Here is a 12043-nt window from a genome sequence, read left to right on the forward strand (position 1 = left end):
TATTCAAGCGCAGAAGAAATCATCGATGGCCCGGGCCACGGCCTGGGGGTTCTCCAGAGTCGGGAAGTGGGTATTGCCGGGGATGTGGCAGGGGTCGAACCAGCTGTGTTCGGCGGCGAAGTCCTGCTGCATGCGCCGGTAGCCCGGGTCCAGCGGTTGCGAATAGATATGCCGCACCAGGGGCTTGTCAGCGATGCTCGACATGCGCTCCAGCGGGCTGCCCCAGCGCCGGTAGCAGATCTCGATCTCGCGGCAGGCGCGGCGCCACATGGTGCCGTCGAACCAGGGCATTTCGTGGCGCAGGTGCTGGAGCACATCGGCGTTGTCGGTGCTGGCGGCCCACTCGTCGAAGAAGCTCTGGCGACCGGTGGCATAGTCGGTGGGGTGCTGGCCTTGGGCGAGCTGCTGCCAGAAGCCCTCATGGGGATGCATCAGCCAGTCGACCACCACGGTCTTGGGGAGGCGTTTGCTACCCAGGCGTTCGCAGACCTCCAGGTTGACCCAGCAGCCGTGGGACGTGGAGACCAGGCGCACTGAGTCCAGGCCCTTGAAGTCAATGAAGGCCAGCAAGTCGTCGGCCAGGTCCAGGGCGCTGAAGTCGCCGCCGTCTGTCTGCTTCGGGTCGTGGCCGCGCCAGTCCAGGCACATCACATGAAAGCGCTCGGCCAGCAGTGGCGCCAGGCTCTTGAACAGCCGGCGATCCTGGCACCAGCCGCTGAGCAGCAACAGGCTCGGGGCTTCGGAGTCGCCGGTTTCGGTATAGGTCATCAGGACATCGTTCAGGTGCACGGTCTGCATGGTGTCGCTCCTTTGCGATTGAGTGGGCGAGGCAGCGGGACGCGCTGGCCGGCGCCAGTCAATGGTGCGCCGGGGGTGGGGGACGGGCTATCCGGTGGGTGGGGAGTCGTTGTCCGCAGAGTCCCAGGCTGGGGCTACAGACGTTTGCCGCGATAGCGCGATATCGTGCGAACCAATTACTTGGCGGCGGTCTAAAATCCCGCTGTCCCTTTCCTCGAGGAATCCTGCGTCGTGAAATCCGTCCTTGCTCTGCTGTCTCTGGTGGCGTTGCCGGTCCTGGCCGCCGAACCGACCCTGTACGGTCGCTACGAAAACATCCGTTTGCCGGAGATCGGCGAAACCTTGCAGGCCAAGATGGATACCGGGGCCCTGACTGCGTCGCTGTCGGCCAGGGACATCCAGACCTTCACCCGCGATGGCCAGACATGGGTGCGCTTCCGCCTGGCCACCAAGGATGCCGGCGACAAGGTCTACGAACACAAGGTGGCGCGGATCAGCAAGATCAAGAGCCGCTCCGACGAAGACGACGAGCGTGAGGAGCCCCAGGCGGCCAAGCGCCCGGTGGTGGAGTTGGAAATGTGCCTGGGCAACGTCAAGCGCACGGTGGAGGTCAACCTCACCGACCGCAGCAGCTTCAACTATCCGCTGCTGATCGGCGCCAAGGCCCTGCGTGAATTCGGCGCGGCAGTGAACCCGGCACGGCGCTACACCGCCGACAAGCCTGACTGCTGATGGGGCTGCCGCGCGCGGCGGTGCAAGCTCCGATTGACTGTCCATAAGGCATCCGGCACCGTTCGCCCATTGAATTTGCGTGCTTGGATGCCATGCCCCATATCCTGATTGTCGAAGACGAAGCGGCGATTGCCGACACCCTGGTTTTTGCCCTGCAGGGCGAAGGCTTCAGCACCACCTGGCTGAGCCTTGGGCAGGCCGCCCTGGAGTACCAGCAGGCGACCCCGGCGGACCTGATCATCCTCGACATCGGCCTACCGGATATCAGCGGCTTCGAAACCTGCAAGCAACTGCGGCGCTTCAGCGAAGTGCCGGTGATGTTCCTCAGCGCCCGGGACGGCGAGATCGACCGGGTGGTGGGCCTGGAGATCGGCGCCGACGACTACGTGGTCAAGCCCTTCAGCCCGCGGGAAGTGGCGGCCCGGGTCAAGGCCATCCTCAAGCGCATGGCGCCGCGCCCGGCACCGGAGCCGGAAGCGGCGGCCTTGTTCACCATCGATCCCGAGCGGGTGCAGATCAGCTATCGCGGCCAGGCCCTGAGCCTGACCCGGCATGAGTTCCGCCTGTTGCAATGCCTGCTGGAGCAACCCGAGCGGGTGTTCAGCCGCGAGCAACTGCTCGATGCCCTGGGGGTGATGGCGGACGTGGGTTACGAGCGCAACATCGACAGTCATGTGAAGAGCCTGCGGGCCAAGCTGCGCCTGGTGGCGCCCCAGGCCGAACCGATCCAGACCCATCGCGGCCTGGGCTACAGCTACAGCCCGAGTCACGCCTGATGACCCTGGGCCTGCGGATCTTCCTGGTCTACCTGCTGTTCATCAGCTTCACCGGTTATTTCGTGCTGAGTACGGTGATGAAGGAGATCCGTCCCGGGGTGCGCCAATCCACCGAGGAAACCCTGGTGGACACCGCCAACCTGCTGGCGGAGATCCTGCGCGACGACTTCAAGGCCGGCACCCTCAGCGAGAATCGCTGGCCGCAACTGCTGCGGGCCTACGGCGAGCGCCAGCCGGCGGCGACCATCTGGGGCCTGCCGAAGAACCAGGTCAACCACCGGATCTACGTGACCGATGCCCGGGGCATCGTGGTCCTGGACTCCAGCGGCCTGGCGGTGGGCCAGGACTATTCACGCTGGAACGACGTCTACCTGACCCTGCGCGGGCAGTACGGCGCACGTTCGTCACGGGCGGTGGCCGATGACCCGAATTCTTCGGTGATGCACGTGGGCGCGCCGATTCGCGACAACGGCCAGATCATCGGCGTGGTGACGGTGGCCAAGCCCAACAGTTCGTTGCAGCCCTATGTCGACCGTACCGAGCGGCGCTTGCTGTGGTACGGCGCCGGGCTGATCGCCATGGGCCTGTTGTTCGGTGCTTTGCTGTCGTGGTGGTTGAGTGCTGCGCTGCGGCGCATGACCGGTTATGCGCTGGCGGTAAGCGAAGGGCGGCGGGCCGAGTTGCCGCATTATCGCGGCGGCGAGATGGAGCAACTGGCCACGGCGGTGGAGCGCATGCGCACCCAGCTGGAGGGCAAGGCCTACGTCGAGCGCTACGTGCACACCCTGACCCATGAACTGAAAAGCCCGCTGGCGGCGATCCGTGGCGCGGCGGAACTGCTCCAGGAAGACATGCCCCAGGCCCAGCGCCAGCGCTTCGTCGGCAATATCGATAGCGAAAGCGCACGCATGCAGCAATTGATCGAGCGCCTGCTGAACCTGGCCCAGGTGGAGCAACGCCAGGGCCTGGAGGAGCGGGTCAAGGTGCCGCTGGCGCCCCTGGTCCAGGACTTGCTCGACAGCCAGCACGGGCGTATCGAAGGCAAGCAGTTGCAGGTGGAGCAACAGGTGCCGGCGGACCTGGCCTGGTCCGGCGAACCCTTCCTGCTGCGCCAGGCCCTGGGCAACCTGCTGGCCAACGCCCTGGACTTCAGCCCGGCCCAGGGTGTGTTGCGCTTTGCGGCCCGGCACACGGAGGAGGGTGTGGAGCTGGTGCTGTTCAACCAGGGCGAGCCGATTCCTGACTACGCCCTGCCACGGTTGTGCGAGCGCTTTTACTCCCTGCCGCGCCCGGACAGCGGGCGCAAGAGCACGGGCCTGGGGCTGAACTTCGTCGACGAGGTGGTGCAGCTGCATGGCGGCCAGCTACGGATCGACAACGTGCCCGGTGGTGTCCAGGTGACGTTGCGCCTGCCTTGACCTGCGGATGTGGCGAGGGAGCAAGCCCTCTTGCCACAAAGGCCTTGGGGATTCTCCACAGAGTCTCCACACGGGCTCCATAAAACCCCCATGGTGGGGGCCCAGACTCTCCTGCATTCACACACGGAGAGCCCCATGAACCGCAATCTGACTTTCAAGCTCGGGGCCATCGGCCTCTTGATCATGCTGTTGCTGATACCGCTGCTGATGATCAGCGGGCTGATCAGCGAACGCCAGCAATTGCGCGATGGCGTGCTCGAGGATATCGCCCGCAGTTCCAGCACCCAGCAGCAGCTTCGCGGGCCGGTGCTGGTGGTGGACTATCGCAAGACCGTGCGCACCTGGAAGACCGACGAAAAGACCAAGAAGCGCTATCAGGAGGTGGGCGAAGAGCAGGGGCGCCTGTTCTTCCTGCCGGAGCAGTTCGAGCTGGACGGCAAGGTCCAGACCGAGCTGCGCGCCCGGGGTATCTACGAGGCGCGGCTGTTCCACGCCGACAACCACATCAGCGGCCAGTTCGTGGTGCCCGAGCAATACGGGATCAAGGAGGATTTTGCCGACTACCAGTTCGACCAGCCATTCCTGGCCGTGGGCATCAGTGATATCCGTGGGATCGAGAATGCCCTGCAACTGCAACTCAACGGCCAGGTCCTGGACTTTGCCCCGGGCACTTTCGTCAATTGGCTGGATGAAGGGGTGCATGTGATGCTGCCGCCCCTGGACCTGAGAAAGGCCAGTCGCCTGGACTTCGCCTTCGACCTGCGCCTGCAGGGTACCGGCCAGTTGACGGTGCTGCCGGTGGGCAAGACCAGCAAGGTCCTGCTGACGGCCAACTGGCCGCACCCGAGTTTCATCGGCAACTACCTGCCGGTACGTCGGGAAGTCACCGAGAAAGGCTTCTCGGCCATCTGGCAGACCTCGTTCTTCTCCACCAACCTGGAACAGGCCATGGAGCGTTGCGCATCCGGCACGCAGTGCCAGGGTTTCAACAGCCGCAGCTTCGGCGTGAGTTTCATCGATCCGGTGGACCAGTACCTCAAGAGCGACCGGGCGATCAAATACGCCTTGCTGTTCATCGGCCTGACCTTCGCCGGCTTCTTCCTCTTCGAAGTGCTCAAGAGCCTGGCGGTGCACCCGATACAGTACGGCCTGGTGGGCGTGGCGCTGGCGTTCTTCTACCTGTTGCTGCTGTCGTTGTCCGAGCACCTGGGCTTCGAGCTGGCCTATGGCGTGTCGGCTGCGGCCTGTGTGGGGTTGATCGGTTTCTATGTCAGCCATGTGCTGCGCAGTTGGCGTAACGGCGCGATGTTCGCAGGCGCCCTGGCTGCCTTGTACGGCCTGCTCTACGGCTTGCTGAGCGCCGAGGACTACGCGCTGCTGATGGGCTCGTTGCTGCTGTTCGGCCTGCTGGGGGTGTTCATGGTGCTGACCCGCAAGCTGGACTGGTATGGCGTTGGCCAGCGCAAGGAGGCGCAACCGCTGCACTTCGACCTGGGGGTGATCCGTGAGTAGGTCGCTGGGTTTGCGTGAGGACCAGCGCCTGGGGCAGACCCTGGCGCTGCGGATTGCCGGCCTGTTCGTACCGGATGCCTGCTGGCTGGAGCGCCAGCAGGCAGGCTTAGGCAAACCGGCGGTGCGTATGGCAAGGCACCGCTACCGTTCGGACCGGTTGACCGATTAGCGCGGCTGGCTGTCGAGCATCGAGGCGCGTTCGCTGACCTCGGCGTACCAGGCGGCGAGCCGGGGCTGGGCCTGGCGCCACTCCAGGTCGGGGTGGCGGAAGTCCAGGTAGCCCAGGGCACAGGCGACGCTGATGGCGGCGATGTCGAAGTGGCTGGCCAGCTCGGCAATGGCGTGGGCCTCGAGCTCTGCCAGGCCCCGACGGATCTTGTCGCGCTGGCCCTCGATCCATGGCTCCCACTGCTGTTCGGGCGCACGCAGGATCAGTTCGTAGCGCACCAGCAGCGAAGCATCCATGATGCCGTCGGCCAGGGCCGCGAGGGTCAGGCGCCGCCAGCGGGCCGAGCCCTCGCGGGGGATCAGCGGGTTGCCGACGTGCTGCTGGTCGAGGTAGTCGAGGATCACCCGGCTGTCGTACAGCACTTGGCCGTCGGCCAGGCGCAGGGCGGGGATCTTGCCCAGGGGGTTGTCCTGGTTCAGCGTGGCATCGGGCTTGACCGGGGTCAGCTGGCAGTCGTGCAGGGCGACTCGATCCAACTGCCCGGTTTCATGCAGCAGCACCATGACTTTGCGTACATAGGGTGATGCCGGGTTGTGGAACAGCGTCATGCTTGGGGTGGACATGAATATTCCTCGTGGATAGGGGAGCACAGGCTCTCGCCCGAGGATCTTAGCGCAGCCGGTGGCACAGGCCACAGGTGTGCATGGGCTATGGACAAGGAGTAGTGGATGCGCAGGTCTTATCTTCGGCACGGGCTGATCAGCCTGGCCCTGACCTTGCTAGGGGCCCTGGCGGTGTACCTGGCCCTGCAGTACGAGTTTCGCCGCAAGGGCGAGGGCGAACCGGAGCTGATCATGGCATTCGCCTACATGGCCTGGTACTGGGCCTTGCCGGCGCTGACGCTGCCGGCCCTGGGCTGTGCCCTGCTGGGCCTGCGCGGCCCGGCCCGGGTGACCCGCCCCTGGCGCTGGGGCCTGGCGGCCAGTTATGTACCGTTGCTGGGGCTGGCGCTGTTCAGCGTGCTGGTGGCCATCGAGGCGCTGCAGGAAAACCACGGGTTCATCCCGGTGATGCTGGTCGGCCTGGTGCTGTCCATGTACCTGTGGCGCGGTTTCCCGGCTGCCGGGGTCAAGCCGCGCCCTGGCGCTTGAACAGGCCACGCAGGGCGATCAGCGCCGGCAGGCCCAGGCCGATCCAGCTCAGGCTGTCCCACAGGCCGTCGCCCAACAATGCCGCGAACAGCCCGGCGGCGCTGAGCAGGCCGATGGCCAGGGGCGCGGCGAAGACCTTCCAGAAGCTCGCTTGACGGCGTTTCATGGGCGCGCCTCCGGTAACGGCCTGGCGGCTCGACGGCGGACGATCCACAGGTACAGGCCGCTGCCCAGGACGATGATGGTCAGCACGTCCATTACGGCCCACAGCACCTTCATCGGCATGCCGCCGTAGTCACCGAAGTGCAGCGGTTGCGACATGCCCATGGCATCCATGTACCAGGGACGGCCGGCCACGGCAGTGACTTTCAGGGTGCTGGCGTCGATCAGCACCGGGGTCAGCAGGTGCGAGGTCAGGTGGCTGTCGCCCTTGAGGAACACTGCATAGTGATGCTCGCTGGAGAAGCGCGTGCCGGGGAAGGCGATGAAGTCCGGTTGCATGCCTGGGACTGCGTCCCGGGCGATGTCCAGCAGGCGACTGGCCGGCGCCAGCGTTTGCAGCGGCGGCGCATCGCGATAGGGCGCGACCATCGCCGCGAGGCTGTCGTTGCGCCAGGCGGCGATGATCAGGTCGGCACAGGCGCTGATCACCCCCGTCACTCCCACCACCAGGGCCCAGGTCAGGGTCACCACGCCGATCAGGTTGTGCAGGTCGAGCCAGCGCAGGCGGCGGGACTTGTCCTGGCGCACGGTGGCGAATTTCAGGCGGCGCATGAACGGCAGGTAGAGCACGGTGCCGGAGACGATCGCCAGCACGAACAGCACGCCCATGAAGGCCAGCAGCAACTTGCCCGGCAACTCGGCGAGCATGTCCACGTGCAGGCGCAGGATGAACATCATCAGGCCGTCGTTGGCCGAGGGCGTCTCCAGTGCCTCGCCGGTACGGGCGTCGAGCATGAAGGTATAGGAGAGGTTGGGGTCGGTGCCGGCGGTCTTGGCCATGATGGTGGTCACGCCGTTGGGCTCGTCATCTTCCCAGCCGAAGTACTGCAGGACCTCGCCCGGCCGATGGGCCTCGGCGGCCTTGACCAGTTGCTGCAAGTCCAGGCGCGGCGTATCGGCGGGCATCTCCCGCAACTCGGGGGCATTGCCCAGCAGGTGGTCGATCTCGTGGTGGAAGATCAGCGGCAGCCCGGTGAGCGCCAGCATCAGCAGGAACACCGTGCAGATCAGGCTGGTCCAGGTGTGGATGAAGGACCAGCGGCGGATGGTTGTGCTTTTCATTCATTAGCCTTCAGACACGCGAAGGCCGTCCTGGTGGACGGCCCGGTCGTTAACTCAGCGGGTTACCACTGGTAGGTGGCGCTGGCGACCACGCTGCGCTGATCGCCGAAGTAGCAGTACGACCCATCGCAAGTGGAGATGTAGTCCTTGTCGAACAGGTTGGTGGCGTTGAGTTTCAACGACGCCCCTTTCAGGCTCTTGTCCAGGCGGCCGAGGTCGTAGTGCACGGCGGCATCGAACACGGTGTAGGCGTTGGCCTTGCCCAGCCAGGTGTTTTCCTGGTCGCCGTAGGTATTGCCGGTATAGCGCGCACCGGCACCGATGCCGAAGCCATCCAGTACGCCGTCGTGCCAGGTGTAGTCGGCCCACAGCGAGGCTTGCTGGTTCGGTACCCGTTGCAGGCGGTTGCCCTTGTAGATGCCTTTTTGTATCTCGGACTTGGCCAGGCTATAGGCGGCGATGACCTTGAGGTTGTCGGTCACGTCGGAGACCGCCTCCAGCTCCAGGCCCTTGACCTTCACTTCACCGGTCTGGCTGGTGATCGACTCGCCACCTGCCCCGATACTGGTTACCTGGACGTTCTTCTGGGTCAGGTCATAGACCGCTGCGCTCAGCAGGGTGTTCGAGCCTGGCGGCTGATACTTGATGCCCAGCTCCCACTGCTTGCCTTCGGTAGGTTTGTACGACTCGAGCGGGTCGGCGCTGGCATTGCTCGCCGGCTGGAAGGATTCGGCATAGGACAGGTACGGCACGAAACCTGAATCGAATACATAACTGAGCGCCGCGTTGCCGCTGAAGTTCTTGCTGCGATCCGTGTTGGTCACGTCTTTCTTGTTGAAGTAGGTGGTGCCCTGGTGAACCCAGTCTTCACGCCCCCCGAGGCTCAGGCGCCAGTTGTCCAGGGCCATCTGGTCCTGCACGTAGAGGCCGGTCTGGACGGTTTTCTGGTTGTAGTCGTAATAGGCGCCGGAGCGCGCCGGGCGCACGATCGGCTGGCCGTAGATCGGGTTGAAGATGTTGGTTTTGCCGCCGTCGCCGTAGATCGACAGATAAGAGGTGTCGGAGCGCTGGTGGTCCAGCCCGAGCAGGACGGTGTGGCTGATATCGCCGGTGGTGAAGTCGGCCTGGAAGTTGTTATCCACGGCGAACTGGCCGATGTCCTCGTTGACGTTGGTCGAGATCCGGCTGATGTTGCCCGCCGCGTCGGCTGGCGAGTAGGCGTAGGAGCCCACGGTCAGTTGCTGGAAGGACAGCTCCGACTTGGTGTAGCGCAGGTTCTGGCGGAACTGCCAGACATCGTTGATGCGATGTTCAAAGGCGTAGCCCAAGGCGTAGTAGGTACGGTCGTAGAACTCGTAGTCCGGATCGCCCAGGTTCTTGTGGTGGGAGACCTTGCCCAGCGGTGACTTGATCTTGGTGCCCTGGATCGGCATGAACTGGCTGGTGGCGCCGGTATCGTCGCGGGTGAACTGCGACAGCAGGGTCAGCTTGGTGTCGGTGTCGATGTTCCAGGTCAGGCTGGGAGCGATGTTGTAGCGCTTGTTATCGATGTGGTCGACCTGGGTCCCGGCATCGCGGATGACACCGCTGAGCCCATACAGGAACCGGCCTTCGTCATCGATCTTGCCGGTGCTGGCGAAGTTGAGCTGGCGATAGTTGTCGCTGCCGTATTGCAACTGGATGGAGTGGCTGGCTTCGGCACTGGGGCGCCGGCTGACCATGTCCAGCAAGCCGCCCGGAGGCGTCTGGCCATAGACCGAGGATGCCGGGCCGCGCAGCAAGGCCAGGCGGTCTAGGTTCCAGGTCTCGGCTTTCGGGTTGGCGTACACGCCCCGTGGCAGTGGCAGGCCGTCGAGGAACTGGGTGGGTTCGAAGCCGCGCACCAGCATCCAGTCGTAACGGGTGTCACTGCCGTAGCTGGCGGAGACGATGCCGGGCATGTAGCGCACCGCGTCGTCGAGGTTCTGGACGTTGCGGTCCTCCATCTGCTGGCGGGTAGCAACGGAAATCGAACGCGGCGCCTCTACTAGCGAGGTATCGGTCTTGGTGCCAGCGGCAGTACGGGTAGCGACATAGCCTTCCACCGGTCCCCAGGCACTTTCATAGGCCTGCTGGCCACTGATATTGGTTTCCGGCAGGGCCACGACGCCGTCCGGTGCAGCCACCAGGCTGTAGGTGCCGGCGCCGCTGTGCTCCAGTTGCAGGCCAGTACCGCGCAGGGCTTCGCGCAGGGCGCCGGCGGCGTCGAACTGGCCCTGGACCGGGGCCGAGGTCTTGCCGGCGGCCAGGGACGGATTCAGGCTCAGGGCCAGGCCGGCCTGGCTGGCGATCTGGTTCAGGGTGCTGGCCAGGGGCGCCGCCGGCAGGTTGTAGGCGCGCACGCTGGAGGACTGCTCGGCCGCCATCAGCAACGGGCTGGCCAGGGGGGCGCTCAGGGCAATGGCAATGGCCAGCAGGCTGGGGCGCAACAGGGTGTCTAGCGGGCGGGACATACGGCGGCTCCTGGATGGAAATGTTTCGCAATTGCCTATGAGCCGGATGAGATTCGAAAAGTGATAGGGCGAATTGAAAATAATTTAGATTTGCGAAAGAAGGGCAGTCGCCCGCCGGCTCCAAGGCAGGTTGGAGTCGGCGGGGAAAGGGGATGTCAGGGCTTGGGATCGGCCTTGGCGACGACGTTGACCCACCAGTCGGTACGCCGCTCGATCTGCACTGGCAGGGTCGGCAGCAGGGCGTCGAGCGCCAGGTCGGTGTTGTGCAGCGGGAAGCTGCCGGTGATGCGCAGGTCGGCCACTTCGGGGGCGACACCCAGGTAGCCGTGGCGATAGCGGCCCAGTTCCTTGATCAGGTCGCCCAGGCGGGCGTTGTCCACCACCAGCATGCCCAGGCTCCAGGCATCGGCACCCATGGCCAGGGCCTGCGGCGCTTGCAGGCCATCGCGCTGCATCAGCACCTGCTGGCCTTCCTTGAAGACTTTTTCGTCCTGGCCTTCCTGGGGCCGCGCCGCCACCGCCGACTGCAGCACGCCCAGGCGCGTGCCCTGGTCCTCGCGCTTGACCAGGAACCGCGTACCCAGGGCCCGTAGCCGGCCGTCGCGGGTCTCGACGATGAACGGGCGACTGTCGCCGTGTCCGGTCTCGATCAGGACTTCGCCTTCCTGCAGGATGAGGCGCCGCTGCTTGTCGTCGAAGCGTACGTCCAGCGCGCTGTGGGTATTGAGGTTGATCAGGGTGCCGTCGGACAGGCGCAGCATGAGTTGCTCGCCGGTGCCGGTGCGCTGGTCGGCCAGCCAATAGTCCAGCGGCAGGTAGTGCTGCTCGAGGAACAGCCCCAGGCCCCCCACCAGCACCACGCTGGCGATCCCGCGGCCCAGCTTGCGCACGCGCCGGCGCAGGCCTTCGCGCGATTGCACCAGGGCATTGCGGGCCGGGCCCGGAGCCAGGTTGAAGCGTTGGTCGAGCATGCCCAGCTGGCGCCAGGCACGGGCGTGTTCTTCATGGGCGCAGTGCCACTTGGCGAACTCTTCGTGCTCCAGGGCGCTGGCGCCGCCGTCCAGCGACAGTTGCCAGGCGATGGCGGCGTCCAGCACCCGGGCGGACACCGGCTTGGAACTGATGGGGGTCATGTCGGCTCCCCGTAGAGGGCGATGTAGCATTGGCGGATGCCCTGGGCCAGGTACTGGCGGACCCGGGGTACGGAGACCCCCAGGCGGGTGGCGATCTCGGCGTGGCCCAGGCCATCGAGGCGGTTGTAGAGAAAGGCCGCGCGGGCCTTGCTCGACAGTTTATCGAGCAGGCGGTCGATAGTCTTGAGGTCTTCGAGGATCATTTGCTGTTCTTCCGGCGAGGGTTGTTCGGCCTCGGGGATCAGCAGCAACTCGTTGAGGTAGGCCTGCTCCAGGGCGGCACGGCGGAAATGATCGAACAGCAGGCCCTTGGCGATGGCCGCCAGGAAGGCCCGGGGCTCACGGGGGGCCTTGAGTTCATCGCGCCCCAGCAGGCGCACGAAGGTGTCCTGGCTCAGGTCTTCGGCCCGTTGTGCACAGGCCACGTTGCGCCGTAGCCAGGCCAGCAGCCAGCCACGATGGTCGCGATACAGGGTATCAACCAGCTCATTGCGGGGACTTTGGACTGACGACAACGGGAATCACCAGGGGGAAGTTTCAAATAACGAGAATTATTCGCGATTGTGGCAGAGGCGAAA

At 65.1% G+C, this 12043-nt stretch carries 13 protein-coding genes; 6 read left to right on the forward strand and 7 right to left on the reverse strand.

Annotated features, from left to right (window positions below):
* Positions 1-3 precede the first annotated feature (3 nt).
* Positions 4-798, reverse strand: coding sequence for an alpha/beta fold hydrolase (locus C4K39_RS19545; protein ID WP_124347213.1), 795 nt, complete (start codon positions 796-798; stop codon positions 4-6).
* A gap of 231 nt (positions 799-1029) precedes the next feature.
* Here C4K39_RS19545 and rloA2 point away from each other — a divergent pair, with 231 nt between their 5' ends.
* From rloA2 to C4K39_RS31555, 5 genes are all read left to right on the forward strand, one after another.
* Positions 1030-1530, forward strand: a complete 501-nt coding sequence (rloA2, locus tag C4K39_RS19550) for a retropepsin-like aspartic peptidase RloA2 (RefSeq protein WP_068575691.1) — start codon at positions 1030-1032, stop codon at positions 1528-1530.
* Between the two features lie 92 nt (positions 1531-1622).
* Positions 1623-2306 (forward strand): two-component system response regulator CreB, encoded by a 684-nt coding sequence (gene creB, locus C4K39_RS19555; RefSeq protein ID WP_124347214.1) that lies wholly within the window; start codon positions 1623-1625, stop codon positions 2304-2306.
* Entirely contained in the window at positions 2306-3724 is a 1419-nt protein-coding gene (creC, locus tag C4K39_RS19560) for a two-component system sensor histidine kinase CreC (RefSeq protein ID WP_124347215.1), read from the forward strand. The genes creB and creC overlap by 1 nt, the downstream gene beginning before the upstream one ends.
* A gap of 135 nt (positions 3725-3859) precedes the next feature.
* On the forward strand, positions 3860-5236 hold the full coding sequence (gene creD / locus C4K39_RS19565) for a cell envelope integrity protein CreD (protein WP_124347216.1): 1377 nt from the start codon (positions 3860-3862) through the stop codon (positions 5234-5236).
* Positions 5229-5405, forward strand: a complete 177-nt coding sequence (locus C4K39_RS31555) for a hypothetical protein (protein WP_164487256.1) — start codon at positions 5229-5231, stop codon at positions 5403-5405. The genes creD and C4K39_RS31555 overlap by 8 nt, the downstream gene beginning before the upstream one ends.
* Here C4K39_RS31555 and C4K39_RS19570 read toward each other — a convergent pair.
* Positions 5402-6028: a glutathione S-transferase gene (locus tag C4K39_RS19570; RefSeq protein ID WP_124347217.1), complete on the reverse strand. Its 627-nt coding sequence runs from the start codon at positions 6026-6028 to the stop codon at positions 5402-5404. The two genes, C4K39_RS31555 and C4K39_RS19570, sit on opposite strands and share 4 nt — an antisense overlap.
* A 105-nt stretch (positions 6029-6133) precedes the next feature.
* Between C4K39_RS19570 and C4K39_RS19575 the strand changes: the two genes are divergently transcribed.
* Entirely contained in the window at positions 6134-6556 is a 423-nt protein-coding gene (locus tag C4K39_RS19575) for a hypothetical protein (RefSeq protein ID WP_068575683.1), read from the forward strand.
* Here the strand turns inward: C4K39_RS19575 and C4K39_RS19580 are convergent.
* The 5 genes from C4K39_RS19580 to C4K39_RS19600 form a co-directional block, all read right to left on the reverse strand.
* On the reverse strand, positions 6534-6722 hold the full coding sequence (locus C4K39_RS19580; protein ID WP_022641477.1) for a hypothetical protein: 189 nt from the start codon (positions 6720-6722) through the stop codon (positions 6534-6536). The genes C4K39_RS19575 and C4K39_RS19580 overlap by 23 nt on opposite strands.
* Positions 6719-7840, reverse strand: a complete 1122-nt coding sequence (locus tag C4K39_RS19585) for a PepSY-associated TM helix domain-containing protein (RefSeq protein ID WP_124347218.1) — start codon at positions 7838-7840, stop codon at positions 6719-6721. The genes C4K39_RS19580 and C4K39_RS19585 overlap by 4 nt, the downstream gene beginning before the upstream one ends.
* 62 nt (positions 7841-7902) lie before the next feature.
* Entirely contained in the window at positions 7903-10332 is a 2430-nt protein-coding gene (locus C4K39_RS19590) for a TonB-dependent siderophore receptor (protein WP_124347219.1), read from the reverse strand.
* Positions 10333-10487: 155 nt separating this feature from the next.
* Positions 10488-11465: a FecR domain-containing protein gene (locus C4K39_RS19595; RefSeq protein WP_068575674.1), complete on the reverse strand. Its 978-nt coding sequence runs from the start codon at positions 11463-11465 to the stop codon at positions 10488-10490.
* Positions 11462-11980: an RNA polymerase sigma factor gene (locus tag C4K39_RS19600; protein ID WP_124347220.1), complete on the reverse strand. Its 519-nt coding sequence runs from the start codon at positions 11978-11980 to the stop codon at positions 11462-11464. The genes C4K39_RS19595 and C4K39_RS19600 overlap by 4 nt, the downstream gene beginning before the upstream one ends.
* Between the last annotated feature and the right edge of the window lie 63 nt (positions 11981-12043).

Origin of the sequence: Pseudomonas sessilinigenes, assembly GCF_003850565.1 — a bacterium.
Classification (GTDB): Bacteria; Pseudomonadota; Gammaproteobacteria; order Pseudomonadales; family Pseudomonadaceae; genus Aquipseudomonas; species Aquipseudomonas sessilinigenes.

Excerpts from the sequence above, each read along its gene's own strand:
- C4K39_RS19545 (WP_124347213.1), bottom strand. The coding sequence starts at position 798 with ATGCAGACCGTGCACCTGAACGATGTCCTGATGACCTATACCGAAACC.
- creB (WP_124347214.1), top strand. The coding sequence starts at position 1,623 with ATGCCCCATATCCTGATTGTCGAAGACGAAGCGGCGATTGCCGACACC.
- creC (WP_124347215.1), top strand. The coding sequence starts at position 2,306 with ATGACCCTGGGCCTGCGGATCTTCCTGGTCTACCTGCTGTTCATCAGC.
- creD (WP_124347216.1), top strand. The coding sequence starts at position 3,860 with ATGAACCGCAATCTGACTTTCAAGCTCGGGGCCATCGGCCTCTTGATC.
- C4K39_RS19570 (WP_124347217.1), bottom strand. The coding sequence starts at position 6,028 with ATGTCCACCCCAAGCATGACGCTGTTCCACAACCCGGCATCACCCTAT.
- C4K39_RS19575 (WP_068575683.1), top strand. The coding sequence starts at position 6,134 with ATGCGCAGGTCTTATCTTCGGCACGGGCTGATCAGCCTGGCCCTGACC.
- C4K39_RS19580 (WP_022641477.1), bottom strand. The coding sequence starts at position 6,722 with ATGAAACGCCGTCAAGCGAGCTTCTGGAAGGTCTTCGCCGCGCCCCTG.
- C4K39_RS19585 (WP_124347218.1), bottom strand. The coding sequence starts at position 7,840 with ATGAAAAGCACAACCATCCGCCGCTGGTCCTTCATCCACACCTGGACC.
- C4K39_RS19590 (WP_124347219.1), bottom strand. The coding sequence starts at position 10,332 with ATGTCCCGCCCGCTAGACACCCTGTTGCGCCCCAGCCTGCTGGCCATT.
- C4K39_RS19595 (WP_068575674.1), bottom strand. The coding sequence starts at position 11,465 with ATGACCCCCATCAGTTCCAAGCCGGTGTCCGCCCGGGTGCTGGACGCC.